14 protein-coding genes are annotated in these 15386 nt (G+C 68.4%); 8 read left to right on the top strand and 6 right to left on the bottom strand.

The genetic code is table 11. From position 1 onward, the window contains the following. Positions 1-87: 87 nt before the first annotated feature. The 6 genes from AC5Y4S_RS19380 to AC5Y4S_RS19355 all read left to right on the top strand — a co-directional run bounded on the left by AC5Y4S_RS19380 (position 88) and on the right by AC5Y4S_RS19355 (position 6490). Positions 88-996, top strand: a complete 909-nt coding sequence (locus AC5Y4S_RS19380) for an ACP S-malonyltransferase (RefSeq protein ID WP_500034289.1) — start codon at positions 88-90, stop codon at positions 994-996. Between the two features lie 80 nt (positions 997-1076). Continuing rightward, complete coding sequence (acpM, locus tag AC5Y4S_RS19375; RefSeq protein WP_068108932.1) at positions 1077-1424, top strand: meromycolate extension acyl carrier protein AcpM; 348 nt, start codon at positions 1077-1079, stop codon at positions 1422-1424. Beyond that, positions 1421-2671, top strand: coding sequence for a 3-oxoacyl-ACP synthase KasA (kasA, locus tag AC5Y4S_RS19370; protein WP_068108935.1), 1251 nt, complete (start codon positions 1421-1423; stop codon positions 2669-2671). Before acpM ends, kasA begins: the two co-directional genes overlap by 4 nt. Positions 2672-2752: 81 nt before the next feature. Beyond that, complete coding sequence (kasB, locus tag AC5Y4S_RS19365; RefSeq protein ID WP_068108938.1) at positions 2753-4006, top strand: 3-oxoacyl-ACP synthase KasB; 1254 nt, start codon at positions 2753-2755, stop codon at positions 4004-4006. A gap of 44 nt (positions 4007-4050) precedes the next feature. Further along, complete coding sequence (locus AC5Y4S_RS19360) at positions 4051-5472, top strand: acyl-CoA carboxylase subunit beta (protein WP_068108940.1); 1422 nt, start codon at positions 4051-4053, stop codon at positions 5470-5472. 130 nt (positions 5473-5602) lie between these two features. Further along, positions 5603-6490 (top strand): type IV toxin-antitoxin system AbiEi family antitoxin, encoded by an 888-nt coding sequence (locus AC5Y4S_RS19355; RefSeq protein WP_500034288.1) that lies wholly within the window; start codon positions 5603-5605, stop codon positions 6488-6490. A 72-nt stretch (positions 6491-6562) separates the two neighbouring features. Here the strand turns inward: AC5Y4S_RS19355 and AC5Y4S_RS19350 are convergent, their stop codons facing one another. The 5 genes from AC5Y4S_RS19350 to AC5Y4S_RS19330 all read right to left on the bottom strand — a co-directional run bounded on the left by AC5Y4S_RS19350 (position 6563) and on the right by AC5Y4S_RS19330 (position 11759). Further along, positions 6563-7306 carry an SGNH/GDSL hydrolase family protein gene (locus AC5Y4S_RS19350; protein ID WP_500034287.1) on the bottom strand — a complete coding sequence of 248 codons (744 nt, stop codon included), beginning with the start codon at positions 7304-7306 and terminating at the stop codon, positions 6563-6565. Continuing rightward, positions 7303-8913 (bottom strand): FAD-dependent monooxygenase, encoded by a 1611-nt coding sequence (locus AC5Y4S_RS19345; RefSeq protein ID WP_500034286.1) that lies wholly within the window; start codon positions 8911-8913, stop codon positions 7303-7305. Before AC5Y4S_RS19345 ends, AC5Y4S_RS19350 begins: the two co-directional genes overlap by 4 nt. A 78-nt stretch (positions 8914-8991) precedes the next feature. Then, entirely contained in the window at positions 8992-9621 is a 630-nt protein-coding gene (locus tag AC5Y4S_RS19340; RefSeq protein ID WP_500034285.1) for a TetR/AcrR family transcriptional regulator, read from the bottom strand. Between the two features lie 42 nt (positions 9622-9663). Continuing rightward, positions 9664-11190, bottom strand: a complete 1527-nt coding sequence (locus AC5Y4S_RS19335) for a glycerol-3-phosphate dehydrogenase/oxidase (RefSeq protein ID WP_500034284.1) — start codon at positions 11188-11190, stop codon at positions 9664-9666. Continuing rightward, complete coding sequence (locus tag AC5Y4S_RS19330; RefSeq protein WP_500034283.1) at positions 11187-11759, bottom strand: TetR/AcrR family transcriptional regulator; 573 nt, start codon at positions 11757-11759, stop codon at positions 11187-11189. Before AC5Y4S_RS19330 ends, AC5Y4S_RS19335 begins: the two co-directional genes overlap by 4 nt. A 47-nt stretch (positions 11760-11806) precedes the next feature. Between AC5Y4S_RS19330 and AC5Y4S_RS19325 the strand changes: the two genes are divergently transcribed. Beyond that, on the top strand, positions 11807-13387 hold the full coding sequence (locus AC5Y4S_RS19325) for an FAD-binding oxidoreductase (protein WP_500034619.1): 1581 nt from the start codon (positions 11807-11809) through the stop codon (positions 13385-13387). Beyond that, positions 13384-14298, top strand: coding sequence for a diacylglycerol kinase (locus tag AC5Y4S_RS19320; protein WP_500034282.1), 915 nt, complete (start codon positions 13384-13386; stop codon positions 14296-14298). The genes AC5Y4S_RS19325 and AC5Y4S_RS19320 overlap by 4 nt, the downstream gene beginning before the upstream one ends. On the opposite strand, the gene AC5Y4S_RS19315 is transcribed toward AC5Y4S_RS19320, so the two are convergent. Further along, on the bottom strand, positions 14299-15309 hold the full coding sequence (locus AC5Y4S_RS19315; protein WP_500034281.1) for an Lrp/AsnC family transcriptional regulator: 1011 nt from the start codon (positions 15307-15309) through the stop codon (positions 14299-14301). Positions 15310-15386: the final 77 nt, after the last annotated feature.

Here is a 15386-nt window from a genome sequence, read left to right as displayed (position 1 = left end):
TTTTGTAGGGTGCTCACAAAAACCTAAGACGAGGTTCATAATCTGTTACACCCGCCAAAACCGTTTCCACAGTGTTCTCTTAAACACGTGATTGCATTGCTTGCGCCCGGACAGGGTTCGCAGACGGTGGGGATGCTGTCGCCGTGGTTGGAGCTGCCAGGCGCCGCAGACCAGCTGGCCCTGTGGTCCAAGGCCAGCGGCCTGGACCTGGTTCGGCTCGGGACCACCGCATCGACCGAGGAGATCACCGACACCGCGGTCGCCCAGCCCCTGATCGTCGCGGCCACGCTGCTCGCTCATCAGGAGCTGACCAGGCGTGAGCTGCTCGCGGGTGAGGAATTCATCGTCGCCGGCCACTCCGTCGGGGAAATCGCGGCCTACGCCATCGCGGGCGTGCTGGCCGCCGATGACGCCGTCGCGCTGGCCGCCACCCGCGGCGCCGAAATGGCCAAGGCCTGCGCCATCGAGCCCACCGGCATGTCCGCGGTGCTCGGCGGTGACGAGGCCGAGGTGCTGAGCCGCCTCGAGGAACTCGACCTGTTCCCCGCCAACCGCAACGCGCCCGGGCAGATCGTCGCCGCGGGCCCGCGGGGCGCGCTGGAGAAGCTCGCCGAGGACCCGCCGGCCAAGGCCCGCGTCCGCGCCCTCGGTGTCGCCGGGGCGTTCCACACCAAGTACATGGCTCCGGCCCTGGACGGCTACGCCGCCGCGGCGGCCGCCGTCGCGACCGCCGAGCCCACCGCCACGCTGCTGTCCAATCGGGACGGAAAGCCCGTCGCCTCGGCGGCGGCAGCGATGGACACGCTCGTCGCCCAACTGACCCAGCCGGTGCGCTGGGACCTGTGCAACGAGACGATGCGTGCGCACGAGATCGCGGCGATCGTGGAGTTTCCCCCGGCGGGGACGCTCACCGGCATCGCCAAGCGCGAACTTCGGGGGGTTACGGCCCGTGCCGTGAAGTCACCCGCAGATCTGGACGAGTTGGCAAGCCTCTAGACCGCCGGCTTTTCGCCAGGAAATAAAAACTGCAAACGTCAATCCGATTTGCACACAACACATTACGAAGGGAATAGGCCGTGGCCGTCACTCAGGAAGAAATTATCGCCGGTATCGCCGAGATCATCGAAGAGGTGACCGGTATCGAGCCCTCCGAGGTCACCCCGGAGAAGTCGTTCGTCGACGACCTGGACATCGACTCGCTGTCGATGGTTGAGATCGCGGTGCAGACCGAGGACAAGTACGGCGTGAAGATCCCCGACGAGGACCTGGCCGGCCTGCGCACCGTCGGTGACGTCGTCGCCTACATCCAGAAGCTCGAGGAAGAGGACCCCGAGGCCGCCGCCGCGCTGCGCGCCAAGATCGAGTCCGAGAACCCCGAGGCCGTTGCCAACGTCAAGGCGAGGATGGAAGCGGACAGCAAGTGACCAAGCCTTCCACTGCTAATGGCGGTTACCCCAGCGTTGTGGTAACCGCCGTCACGGCGACGACATCTATCGCGCCGGACATCGAGAGCACGTGGAAGGGTCTGTTGGCCGGCGAGAGCGGCATCCACGTACTCGAAGACGAGTTCGTCAGCAAGTGGGACCTGCCCGTCAAGATCGGTGGACACCTCAAGGAGCCCGTCGACAACCACATGGGCAGGCTCGACATGCGCCGGATGTCCTACGTCCAGCGGATGGGCAAGCTGCTGTCCGGTCAGCTCTGGGAGAGCGCCGGCAGCCCCGATGTCGACCCCGACCGGTTCTCCGTCGTGGTCGGCACGGGCCTGGGTGGCGCCGAGCGGATCGTCGAGAGCTATGACCTGATGAACGAGGGCGGGCCCCGCAAGGTGTCGCCGCTCGCGGTTCAGATGATCATGCCCAACGGCGCCGCCGCCACCGTCGGCCTACAGCTCGGTGCTCGCGCCGGCGTGATGACCCCGGTCTCGGCGTGTTCGTCGGGCTCGGAAGCAATCGCGCACGCATGGCGTCAAATAGTCATGGGTGACGCTGACGTCGCCGTGGCGGGCGGCGTCGAGGGTCCCATCGAGGCGCTGCCCATCGCGGCGTTCTCGATGATGCGGGCCATGTCGACTCGCAACGACGAGCCCGAGCGGGCCTCGCGTCCGTTCGACAAGGACCGTGACGGCTTCGTGTTCGGCGAGGCCGGTGCGCTCATGCTCATCGAGACCGAGGAGCACGCCAAGGCCCGCGGCGCCAAGCCGCTGGCCCGGCTGCTGGGTGCCGGTATCACTTCGGACGCCTTCCACATGGTGGCGCCCGCCGCGGACGGTGTTCGTGCCGGTCGTGCGATGACGCGGTCGTTGGAGCTGGCGGGCTTGTCCGCCAAGGACATTGACCACGTGAACGCGCACGGGACGGCGACACCGATCGGCGACGCCGCGGAGGCCAACGCGCTCCGTGTCGCCGGTTGCGAGCACGCCGCGGTGTATGCGCCAAAGTCGGCGCTGGGCCACTCGATCGGCGCGGTAGGCGCGCTGGAATCCGTTTTGACGGTACTGACCCTTCGGGACGGCGTCATACCGCCCACGTTGAACTACGAAACACCCGATCCCGAAATCGACCTTGATGTGGTCGCGGGCGAACCTCGCTACGGCGAATTCCGTTACGCGATCAACAACTCGTTCGGCTTCGGCGGTCACAACGTGGCGCTCGCGTTCGGGCGCTACTGAGGCAGGACGTTCGGCGACGCCGCGGGCCGAAGGCGGCCCGCGGAGGAGCCGGACAACACGGAAGGAACGATCGCTAAAGCCATGACGGAGCTGGTTACGGGGAAAGCGCTCCCCAATGTAGTGGTTACCGGCGTTGCCATGACGACCGCACTCGCGACAGACGCGGAGAACACGTGGAAGCTGTTGTTGGACGGCCAAAGCGGCATCCGCACCCTCGATGACCCGTTCGTCGAGGAGTTCGACCTGCCGGTCCGCATCGGCGGGCACCTGTTGGAGGAATTCGACAGTCAGCTCACGCGCGTCGAGCTGCGCCGGATGGGCTACCTGCAGAAGATGTCCACCGTTCTGAGCCGGCGGCTGTGGGAGAACGCCGGCAACCCGGAGCTCGACACCGACCGGTTGGCGGTGTCCATCGGCACCGGGCTGGGCTCGGCCGAAGAGCTCGTCTTCAGCTACGACGAGATGCGCGCTCGTGGCATGAAGGCGGTCTCGCCACTGGCGGTGCAGAAGTACATGCCCAACGGTGCCGCCGCGGCGGTGGGCCTGGAACGGCACGCCAAAGCCGGTGTGATGACGCCGATTTCGGCGTGCGCGTCCGGCTCGGAGGGCATCGCGCGGGCGTGGCAACAGATCGTGCTCGGTGAGGCCGACGCGGCGATCTGCGGTGGGGTGGAGACCCGGATCGAGGCGGTGCCCATCGCCGGGTTCGCCCAGATGCGCATCGTGATGTCGACCAACAACGACGACCCCGCCGGTGCCTGCCGCCCGTTCGATAAGGACCGCGACGGCTTCGTGTTCGGCGAGGCCGGGGCGCTCATGTTGATCGAGACCGAGGAGAACGCCAAGGCTCGTGGCGCCAACATCCTGGCCCGGATCATGGGGGCGAGCATCACCTCGGACGGCTTCCACATGGTGGCGCCGGATCCCAACGGCGAGCGCGCCGGGCACGCGATGACGCGGGCGATCCAGCTCGCCGACCTCACCCCCGGCGACATCGACCACATCAACGCTCACGCCACCGGCACCCAGGTCGGCGACCTGGCCGAGGGCCGCGCCATCAACAACGCGCTGCGCGGCCACAAGCCGGCGGTGTACGCGCCCAAGTCCGCTCTCGGCCACTCGGTGGGTGCGGTCGGCGCGGTGGAGTCGATCCTGACCGTGCTCGCGTTGCGGGAGCAGGTGATCCCGCCGACACTGAACCTCGTCAACCTCGATCCGGAGATCGATTTGGACGTGGTGGCGGGCAAGCCGCGGCCGGGCAACTACAAGTACGCGATCAACAACTCGTTCGGATTCGGCGGTCACAACGTGGCGATCGCTTTCGGGCGGTACTAAACCCGCCCCATAGCCCGGGCACACTCGGAATCAGGAGACCTGCGATGACAATCATGGCCCCCTCGTCGGTTGGTGAGTCGCTCGACCCCCGAGACCCGTTGCTGCGCCTGAGCAACTTCTTCGACGACGGCAGCGTGGAACTCCTGCACGAGCGTGACCGCTCGGGCGTGCTGGCCGCCGCGGGGACCGTGAATGGCCTGCGCACCATCGCGTTCTGCACGGACGGCACCGTGATGGGCGGCGCGATGGGCATCGAGGGGTGCACGCACATCGTCAACGCCTACGACACCGCCATCGAGGAACAGAGCCCGATCGTGGGCATCTGGCACTCCGGTGGTGCCCGGCTGGCCGAGGGGGTCCGGGCGCTGCACGCGGTCGGGCTGGTGTTCGAGGCCATGATCCGCGCGTCGGGCTACATTCCGCAGGTTTCGGTCGTTGTCGGCTTCGCCGCCGGCGGCGCCGCCTACGGCCCGGCGCTGACGGACGTGGTCGTGATGGCGCCCGAAAGCCGGGTGTTCGTCACCGGACCCGACGTGGTGCGCAGCGTCACCGGCGAGGACGTCGACATGGCGTCGCTCGGCGGCCCGGAGACGCACCACAAGAAGTCCGGCGTGTGCCACATCGTCGCCGACGACGAGCTCGACGCCTACGAGCGTGGCCGCCGATTGGTCGGATTGTTCTGCCAGCAGGGACATTTCGACCGCAGCAAGGCCGAGGCCGGCGACACCGACATCCACGCGCTGCTGCCCGAGTCGGCGCGGCGGGCCTACGACGTGCATCCGATCGTGACCGCGATCCTGGACTCTGACACACCGTTCGACGAGTTCCAGGCCAACTGGGCGCCGTCCATGGTGGTGGGGCTGGGCCGGTTGTCGGGCCGCACCGTCGGCGTGCTGGCCAACAACCCGCTGCGGCTCGGCGGCTGCCTGAACTCCGAAAGCGCCGAGAAGGCGGCACGTTTCGTGCGGCTGTGCGACGCGTTCGGGATCCCGCTGATCGTGGTCGTCGACGTGCCCGGTTACCTGCCGGGTGTCGACCAGGAGTGGGGTGGCGTGGTGCGCCGCGGCGCGAAGCTGCTGCACGCGTTCGGCGAGGCCACCGTGCCCCGGGTCACCCTGGTCACTCGAAAGACCTACGGCGGGGCCTACATCGCGATGAACTCCCGCTCGTTGAACGCGACCAAGGTGTTCGCCTGGCCGGACGCCGAGGTTGCGGTGATGGGCGCCAAGGCGGCCGTCGGCATCCTGCACAAGAAGAAGCTGGCCGCCGCGGCCGACCACGAACGCGAAGCGCTGCACGACGAACTGGCCGCCGAGCACGAGCGGATCGCCGGCGGCGTCGACAGCGCCATCGAGATCGGGGTGGTCGACGAGAAGATCGACCCGGCGCACACCCGCAGCAAGCTCACCGAGGCGTTGGCCCAGGCGCCGGCGCGCCGCGGGCGCCACAAGAACATCCCGCTGTAGTTCGCCTTTTTACCGCGAGCAGACGCAGAATCGCACGAGCGCGCGCTGCGCAGTGCGATTCTGCGTCTGCTCGGCCGTCTATCCCCAGCGGTGACTCGCCAATACGGCGTGCCCCCCGCATGCTCTGGCGGTGCATGCTAGAGCGCTCGCAGTCCTGCAGCAGGCTGGCGGGTTCGCCACTACTGCACAGTTGCTGACGGTAATGACCAGGCAGCAGCTCGATGTCCAAGTTCGAAACGGTGGCCTCAAACGCGTCTGGTATGGGGTTTACGCCGCTAAGGAGCCGGATCTTTCAGGTCGCCTGTCCGCGTTGGACATGTTTATGGGGCAGCACGCCGTTGTCTGCATGAACACAGCCGCAGCCCTGTACGGCTTCGACACGGAAAACGCGACCGCAATCCACATCCTCGATCCTGGTGTACGAATGCGTCCCACAGTCGGCCTGATGGTTCATCAACGCACTGGCGCCCCATTGCAACGGATAGCAGGCCGTCTCGCGACCACACCTGCCTGGACCGCTGTCGAAGTCGCGAGGCAGTTGCCACGTCCTCGGGCAATCGCAACACTTGACGCCGCATTGCGTTCGATGCGTTGCAGCCGCGCAGAACTCGAACGTGCGGTCGCCGAGCAGCGGGGCCGTCGCGGGATAGTGGCCGTGCGGGGACTCCTTCCCTTCGCCGACGGACGTGCGGAATCCGCGATGGAAAGCGAGGCTCGACTCGTAATGATCGACCACGGGCTCCCCCTTCCAGAACTTCAATACCCAATTCGTGGTAGCGACGGTGAATTGTGGCGAGTCGATTTTGCGTGGCCGGAGATGCGCCTAGCGGCTGAATACGAAAGCATCGAGTGGCATGCGGGACCCAGCGAGATGCTTCGAGACAAAATAAGATCCGGCATCATCCAGGAACTTGGATGGACGATCATTCCGATCGTCGTCCACGATGTAAGACGCGAACCCGAGCGACTTGCCATGCGCATCGCCACCCATTTGGACCGTGCACGCAAAGCTGGCTAACCATGGCGAGCAGACGCAGAATCGCATAGAAGAGCGCTGCGCAGTGCGATTCTGCGTCTGCTCGCGGCGGTCTCAGGAGTCCAGGAACCGCTGGACTGCCTCGGCGAGGATGCGCCCGCCGTTGGTGTTGAGATGAATGCCGTCGATGTGGAACTGCCAGCCGTTGCGCCGAGCGATCTCGTCAAAGCTTTGGCGTAGCACCATTTCCCGCCTCAGGTAGTCGCGGTAGAGCAACGCGAAGGAAAACCGGGTGAACGGTTGGGTCGTCGCCGCCCGGGTGAGGCGCTCCTGGAATGCTTCGTAGAACGGGATGTAGTCCGTGGACTCCCGCGCGGCCGCATCGCGGATGATGCCGTTGTAGGTGGCGAACAAGTCGTTGAGCCGCGCCTGCACCGGATGGCGTGAATCGGGCGCTTCCCCCACCGGTGCAAGGGAACTCAGCGCGACCCTGGCGTTGGTCTCCCGTTGCAGCCGGCGCACGATGACGGACAGGTTCTCCTCGAACCGCGCCGGTGTCGGTTCTTCGCGAAGCCCCTTCAACATGCGGACGAATCGCCGGAAGTTGGGAAAGACGCTCGCCATGATGTCGTTGCTTCCGATCAGCACGATGACCCGGTCCGGGCGACGCGCGATCACCCGGTCGAGGCGCCGGACGGCGTTGAGCGACAGATCCCCGCCGACGCCGAGGTTGACGAAGCGAAACCGGTTGTTGTGGGGCCGCTTTTCCAGCTCGTCGATCCATTTGTAGGTTCCCCTCGACGCGGTGGTGCTTGACCCCAGGCACGCCACCGTTTCGGAACGCGGCGGGTCGGTCATGGCGCGCGGCCGAGGATGCGGCACAGTGCCCGACCGAGCTCGTCGCCCGGTGAGCGCGGGATCTCGTCGGCGCGCCAGGCGACAAAGTCGTCGGGTCGCACCAACAACGCCGCGTCGGGCGCGAGTCCCGTCGCGGCGGCCCAGGAGCCGTCGACGTCAACCGCGGTCCCGATGCGCCGCACGGTGATTGGGACGCCGGCGGCCTTCGACGCGCAGGCCGCGCCGTCCGACCACGCGGCGTCGTCGTCTCCGGTGAGCAGCGTGAAGCCGGGACCGAGCAGATCGAGGGTGGAGACCCGCCTTCCGCCGTCGATGACCCAGGCGTGCGGGACGCGGGTCCCCGGCTGCCCGCGCAATTCGTCCACCAGTGACACGGCGTCGGCATCCGGCGGAACCGGATCGTCGGAAACCACTGCGGCAGAATGGTATCGGTATCCGATCAGCAGCGCGAACATGGGCGCCTCTTCGTCCGGCGGCAACAGCGGCCGGTCGTCGTCCAACCGCAAGAAGGCCAGCGACGGCCCGGTGAGCGACTGGCGCGCGTTGAAGCGCCCGACCGGGTGCCGCTCGGCTTGGTAGGTATCCAACAACGCCGGGTCGGCGGTCCCGTTCAGGACGCTAGCCAGCTTCCAGGCCAGGTTGTGCGCGCTCTGGAGGGCGGTGTTGGCTCCGCCGGCCTTGAACGGCGGCATGGTGTGGGCCGAGTCGCCGACGAGAAACACTCGGCCGCAGCGGAATTGGTCGGCGACCCGCTCATACGGCTGCCAGGGTGCGACGTCGATGACTTCCACGTCGATCGGCTCGCCAATCGCTTTCGTCAGCATCTCGCGGCACCGCTGCGCGGTGAACTGTTCGACGGATTCGCCGCGGGCGGGAAAGTACGTGTTGATGAACATGCCGAAGTCGTCGCGCACCGGCAGAAAGATGCCCTCCACGTCCGGGTTCTTGACCTGGATGCCGTCGCCGGCGGCGAGGTCGCGGACGAATTTTCGCCACGGCGCCCGGAAGTAGACGAACACGACATAGATCGGCAGCGCCCCGTAGCCGGAGGTCGTCACGCCCAGCGCGTCGCGGATCGGGCTGTGCACACCGTCGGCGGCGACGAGATAGTCGGCGCGTACCACCTCGGTCGCGCCCGACTCGCGATCGCGGATGAGCGTGGTGACGCCGCCTTCGTCCTGGTCGAACGAGTCCAACTCTGTGTTGTAGCGGGCCTCGCTACCGTGTCGGCGGATGTGGGTGAGCAGGATCGGTTCGAAGGCGCTCTGCGGGCAGTACTGGCCGCCGGGCTCCGGGCTCAGATCCTTGAACGGCGCGAAGATCGCGTTGACGTCGAGTGCCTGACGCTGTTCGGTGCTGTTGAGCGTGGGCTTGCTCACCATGTCGGAAACGCCGTGGGCGATCGCGCGGACCTCGTCGGCCAATCCAAGGCCGCGCAGGATCTCCAGGCTGCGGAAGCTCAGGTTGCGCGCCTTCGGGTAGATGAAGACCTCACCGCGCTTTTCGATTACCAGCGAGCGAACGCCGTGTTTGGCGAGCAACGCAGAGGTGGCCAGGCCGGCGGCTCCCGCGCCGACGATCAACACCGGGACGTGCTTGACGTTCATCGCCGCCTCCCATCTATGCGGAACTGTTTAGTTCCGCATAGGCTCCAATGTGGCACGGCGCGGCGGGATGCGCAACATCTACGGCGCCGGTCCCCCGGCCATCGGCAAGATCACGTCCTCGAGCATGCGCCGGACGTAGACCCGGTCGATCGGACGTCCGGTGATCACCCGCACCACGTTGAGGCCCAGCGCGACGTCGGGGATCAGGCTGAGGTCGCGGCCGGCCGGGATTTCCCCGCGGGCCACCGCATGGTCGAGCACGGCGCGGACGACCTGCCGCGGGGTGGACAGCACCAGGTCGTCCAGGGCGGCCGCCAGGACGGGGTTGTGCATGGCCGCCGTCGCCACGCCGACAACCACCCGAATCATGTGCGTGTCAGCGTCATTCAAGTCGGGAGTGGCCGCAACCAGCGCGTCTATGTCACCGCGAAGGCTGCCGGTATTGGGCGGTTCGATGGGGCCCAGCCGCCGCCTCCAGTGCGCGATCGCGTCGGCGACGACCACCTCCTTCGACGGCCAGCGACGGTAGATCGCCGCCTTCCCGACGCCGGCCCGCGACGCGATGTCGTCCATGCTCAACCGGTCATAGCCGACTTCGGCGACGCCCGCCAGGGTCGCGTCGAGGATGGCCGCGTCCAGCGAGCGATCGAGGCGTCCCGGACTGCGGGTCCGGCTCGACGCGCTCGCCTGGCCGCTTTCGCGCTTCATATGCTCCTAACGATACGGACTAGTTCCGTTTGATGATATCCCTCAGCCGAAGTTCGCCACGAATTCCTTGGCCACCGACACGACGCGCTCGCGATCGCGCGCAACCAGGCCGATCCGGGTCCGCCGGTCGAGAATGTCGTCGACGTCCAGCGCGCACTCGTGGGTGACGGCGTACTCGAACTCAGCGCGGGTCACGTCGATGCCCTCGGCGACGGGCTCGGTCGGCCGGTCGCAGGTCGCCTGAGCGACGACATGGGGCGCCTCGGCGCCGTAGCGCGCCACCAGCGACGCCGGGAGGGCGCCCGAACCGGCGGACGGCCCGGGATTGCCCGGCGCCCCGATCAGCGGCAGATTGCGCGTCCGGCAGTCGCCCGCGCGCAACCCCCGCCGGCCGATGGCGAAGTCGAGGACGTCCTCCGCCATGTAGCGGTATTCGGTCAGCTTGCCGCCGATCACGCTGATGACCCCCGACGGTGCCTCGACGACGGCGTGCTCGCGCGACACGTCGGCGGTGCGGCCCTCGCCGGTGTCGATCAGCGGCCGCAGGCCCGCGTAGGCGCCGATCACGTCGGCGGTGCCGAGCTCGCTGCCCAGCGCGGTGTTCACCGTGTCCAGCAGGAAGGCGATCTCCTGCTCGGACGGCTCCGGCACGTCAGGAATCGGGCCGGGCGCGGCTTCATCGGTCAGGCCCAGATACACCCGGCCCAGTTGCTCGGGCATGGCGAATACGAAGCGATTGAGCTCGCCGGGAATCGGAATGGTAAGCGCCGCAGTCGGATTCCCGAAGGCAGCGGCATCGAAGACGAGGTGTGTTCCCCGGCTGGGCCGCAGCCGCAACGAGCCGTCGATCTCGCCCGCCCACACCCCGGCCGCGTTGATGACCGCGCGGGCCGAGACGTCGAACGACTGCCCCGTGCGCTGATCGGTCAGCCGCACCGAGGTGCCCGACGCCTCGGAGGCCGCGACGTAGGTCAGGATCCGCGCGCCGTGCTGCGCCGCGGTCCGCGCGACCGCGGTGACCAGCCGGGCGTCGTCGATCAATTGCCCGTCGTAGGCCAGAAAGCCGCCGTCCAGGCCGTCGCGCCGAACCGTGGGCGCCATCTCCACCGCGCGCCGCGCCGAGACGCGCCGCGACCGCGGCAGTACCGACGACGGCGTCCCCGCCAGCGCCCGCAGCGCGTCGCCGGCCAGGAACCCGGCCCGCACCAACGCCCGCTTGGTGTGACTCAGCGACGGCAACAGGGGCACCAGCTGCGGCATCGCATGGACGAGATGGGGGGCGTTGCGCGTCATCAGGATTCCGCGCTCGATGGCGCTGCGCCGAGCGATGCCGACGTTTCCGGTCGCCAGGTAGCGCAGGCCGCCGTGCACCAGCTTGGAGCTCCAGCGGCTGGTGCCGAACGCCAGGTCATGCTTTTCCACCAACGCCACCCGCAGGCCCCGCGACGCGGCGTCCAACGCGATCCCCACCCCGGTGATGCCGCCGCCGATCACCACGACGTCCAGCGGCTCGCCGTCGGCCAGCGCCGTCAGGTCGGCCGTGCGGCGCGCCGCGTTCAAGGCGGTCACGACAGGTACCCGTTCAGCGAGTAGGCGAGTTCGGCGGCCAGCGCGTCGGCGTCGAGGATCGGGCGGACGATCCGTTCGGACTGGATGGTCGACTGGGCGATGAGCAACACCATCGTGGCCATCTGCAGCGGGTCCCCGGCGCGGACGCTGCCGTGCCGCTGGGCCGCGCGCAGCCGCTCGGCCAGGGCGTCGATCAGCATCTGCTGGCTGGCCCCGAGGCGCTCGGTGATGTAGATCGGCGCCAGCTCCGAGTGCATCACGGACATCACCAGATCGTCGTGGCGCAGCAGGTCGGCGACCGTAACAATCTGTCGCACAAGCGATTCCCGGTCGTCGCCCTGCAGCGGCGCGTCGCGCATCACGCCGACGATGCGCTGGGTCAGCAGCGTCGCGACGATCGACTTGGTGTCCGGCCAGCGCCGGTACACCGTCGGCCGGCTGACGCCGGCCCGCCGGGCGATCTCGGCCAGGGTCACCCGGTCCACCCCGAAGTCCACGACGCAGCTGGCCGCCGCCGACAGGATCCGGTCGCGGGTGTCCAACGGCGCAGCGTTACTGGTTGACAGCATGTGTAATACTGTAACGCATGACGGACGCCGAGCAACTCCTCCCCCCGATGAAATGGAACGCGTGGGGGGATCCCGCCGCCGCGAAGCCCCTCTCCGACGGGATCCGCTCATTGCTGAAACAGGCGGTGGGACTGCAGGATTCGGTCCAACCCGACCTCGACGCCGACCAGGTGAAGCTGCGTCCGTCGGCGTTGTCGCAAGCCGACAAGGACGCCCTGGCCGGCATCGTCGGCGCCGAGCACTGCCGCACCGCCGATCGCGACCGGCTGCTGCGCGCCGGCGGCAAGTCCACGCTCGACCTGCTGCGCCGCAAGGACACCGGGGTCCAGGACGCGCCCGACGCCGTGTTGCTGCCCGGGGATGACGACGCCGTCGGCGCCGTCCTGCGGTACTGCTCCGAGCACCGCATCGCCGTGATCCCGTTCGGCGGCGGCACCAGCGTGGTCGGCGGTCTCGACCCCACCCGCGGCGAGTTCGGCGCCGTGGTGTCGCTCGACCTGCGCCGCTTCGACCGGCTCGTCGAGCTCGACGAGGTGTCCGGCCAGGCCGTGTTTGGGGCCGGGGTCACCGGCCCGGACGCCGAACGCCTGCTCGGCGAACGCGGGTTTTCGCTCGGGCACTTCCCGCAGAGCTTCGAGTACGCCACGATCGGCGGCTTCGCCGCGACCCGGTCTTCCGGTCAGGACTCGGCCGGCTATGGCCGGTTCAACGACATGGTTCGCGGCCTGCGGATGGTCACCCCCGTGGGCACGATGGAGCTGGGTCGCGCGCCGGAATCGGCCGCGGGCCCTGACCTGCGCCAGCTGCTGCTCGGCTCAGAGGGAACGTTCGGCGTGATCACCCAGGTCCGCCTGCGCGTGCACCGCGTCCCCGAGGCCGTGCGCTACGAGGCATGGTCGTTCCCCGATTTCGAGACCGGGACCGCCGCGCTGCGCGCCGTCACCCAGAATGCGACCGGCCCCACCGTCATTCGGCTCTCCGACGAGGTCGAGACCGGGGTCAACCTCGCCACCACCGAGGCGATCGGCGAAAGCCAGATCACCGGCGGCTGCCTGGGCATCACCGTGTTCGAGGGCACCAAGGAGCACGTCGAGAGCCGGCACGCCGAGACCAGCGCGCTGCTGGCGGCCCGCGGCGGCACGTCACTGGACGAAGGGCCGGCGCAGGCCTGGGAGCGGGGCCGGTTCGCCGCGCCGTACCTGCGCGACTCGCTGCTGTCCGCGGGAGCGCTCTGCGAGACCCTCGAGACCGCCACCGACTGGTCGAACGTACCGAGGCTGAAAACCGCTGTCACCGAGGCGCTTACGAGCGCGTTGGCCGAATCCGGCACACCCGCGCTGGTGATGTGCCACATCTCGCACGTCTACCCAACCGGCGCGTCGCTCTACTTCACGATCGTCGCCGGGCAGCGCGGCAACCCGATCGAGCAGTGGTGGGCCGCCAAGAAGGCCGCCTCGGACGCGATCATCGCCGCGGGCGGCACCATCACCCACCATCATTCGGTCGGCGCCGACCACCGGCCCTGGATGCGCGACGAGGTCGGCGAGCTCGGCGTGCAGGTCCTGCGCGCGGTCAAGGCGACGCTCGACCCGGCCGGAATCCTCAACCCCGGCAAGCTGATTCCGTGACCGCTCAGCGCGAGATCGGCAAGGTGACCGCGCTGACCAATCCCGTCTCGGGTCACGGCGCGGCGCTCCGCGCCGCGCAGGTCGCGATCGCCCGGCTGCACGAGCGGGGCGTGCAGGTCACCGAGATCATCGGCGACGACGCCGAGGACGCGCGCCACCTGGTCGCCGCCGAACTCGAGCGGGGCACCGACGCGGTGATGGTCACCGGCGGCGACGGCGTCGTCTCCAACGCGCTGCAGGTGTTGGCGGGCACCGACGTTCCGCTGGGCATCATCCCGGCCGGCACCGGCAACGACCACGCCCGCGAATTCGGCATTCCCACAAAGGATCCCGAGGCCGCCGCGGACGTCATCGTCGGCGGCCGGACGAAGACCATCGACCTGGGCCGCATCCAATGGCGCGATTCCGAGAAGTGGTTCGGCACCGTCGCGGCCACCGGGTTCGACTCCCTGGTGACCGATCGCGCCAACCGGATGACCTGGCCGCACGGGCGGCTGCGCTACTACATCGCGATGCTCGCCGAGCTGTCGCAGTTGCGGCTCTTGCCCTTTCGCATGGTGCTCGACGGCACGCGCGAGATCGACGCCGACATCACGCTGGCGGCGTTCGGCAACACCCGCAGCTACGGCGGCGGCCTGCTGATCTGTCCCAACGCCGATCCCACCGACGGCCTGCTCGACATCACCATGGCCCATTCGGCGTCCCGCACCAAGTTGGTGCGCCTGTTCCCCACCGTCATGAAGGGCACGCACGTCGACCTCGACGAGGTGACCACGGCGCGCGCCAGGACCATCCACGTCGAGTGCCCCGGCATCAACGTCTACGCCGACGGCGACTTCGCCTGCGCGCTGCCCGCCGAGATCTCGGTGGTCCCCGCCGCGCTGCACGTCCTGCGGGGCGCGTTCTCCTGATCAACGCCCGGTGCGGGTCGGGCGGGGATTGACCAGCCGTCCGTGGCTCACGAGAGAGCCGTGTTGCTTGAGGCGCTCAGTACGTACGTTGACCTCGTAGCTGAGGATCTCCGCGATCTGCCCGAGTTCCTCGTTGAGGTACCGGTACAGATCGTCGCTGTCCCGGCAGATGGCGATCGCCATCACGTTCTTGGACCCGCTGGTGGCGCCCGCGAACGCGATGTTGTCGTGCGCCGCGATCCGCTCGCCGACGCTGTGAATATCCTTGGGCGCCACCGTCATCCACAACATGGCGCTGAGCTGGTATCCGATCCGCTCGGGCAACACGTCTACGTCATAGAGCAGCGCACCGCAGGCCTCCAGCGCCGCGAGCCGTCGACCCACGCGCGCCACCGACCAGCCCGTGCGGGCGGACAGCTGCGCCTGCGGCGTGCGGCCGTCCTCGGCGAGGGCGTCCAGGAGGGGGCGGTCCTCGGCCGTGATCGCCGGCGGCCGATCGGAGCGCACGGGGCGCGGCCCCTCGGCCAGGATCTCAGCGGCCTGCCGCTCGGAGAGCCGGTGGCCATAACCGGTCCAGGGCATGGTCGCCCGCTGGCCGAACGAGTGCAGCATCAGGTCGACGGTCATGTCGGTGACCGAGGTGGCTCGCGGAAGTAGTTGCAGCAGCAGATCCTCGCGATGATCGCCCAGCGGTGCCCGAATGACGCAGACCAAGTCGGTCCATCCGGCCAGCACGTTGGCGTGGGACACCTCCGGCCGGCGCACCAGCGCGTCGGCCAGCAGCGGGATGCGGTCGGGGGCGGCACGCATCCGGCACACCCAGCTCGCCTCGCCATCGCTCCACCGGTTCTCGAGCCCGACCACCCGCATCACGCCGTCGCGGCGCAACCGGTGATAGCGCCGCGCGACCGTCTGCTCGCCGGCCCCGATCACGGCGCCGATCCGCCGGAACGACACTCGGGGCGCCAACTGCAGCGCATGGAGAATTTGCGCGTCTAGCCGATCGATCACGGTGGAAAGTATCCGACAATCAGGATCTAGATGAGGACTTCTCTCCAATGTCGGCGCATCAATCGTTGATTTCCGGC

The sequence above is a fragment of the Mycobacterium sp. NGS64 genome, from assembly GCF_059812245.1.
The sequence above is the reverse complement of the archived record's forward strand: the minus strand, read 5'-3'. Positions and strand labels throughout refer to the sequence as shown.

Coding starts and splice junctions, on each gene's coding strand:
- AC5Y4S_RS19350 (WP_500034287.1), bottom strand. CDS start 7,306: ATGACCGACCCGCCGCGTTCCGAAACGGTGGCGTGCCTGGGGTCAAGC.
- AC5Y4S_RS19360 (WP_068108940.1), top strand. CDS start 4,051: ATGACAATCATGGCCCCCTCGTCGGTTGGTGAGTCGCTCGACCCCCGA.
- AC5Y4S_RS19330 (WP_500034283.1), bottom strand. CDS start 11,759: ATGCTGTCAACCAGTAACGCTGCGCCGTTGGACACCCGCGACCGGATC.
- AC5Y4S_RS19345 (WP_500034286.1), bottom strand. CDS start 8,913: ATGAACGTCAAGCACGTCCCGGTGTTGATCGTCGGCGCGGGAGCCGCC.
- AC5Y4S_RS19340 (WP_500034285.1), bottom strand. CDS start 9,621: ATGAAGCGCGAAAGCGGCCAGGCGAGCGCGTCGAGCCGGACCCGCAGT.
- AC5Y4S_RS19325 (WP_500034619.1), top strand. CDS start 11,807: ATGAAATGGAACGCGTGGGGGGATCCCGCCGCCGCGAAGCCCCTCTCC.
- kasB (WP_068108938.1), top strand. CDS start 2,753: ATGACGGAGCTGGTTACGGGGAAAGCGCTCCCCAATGTAGTGGTTACC.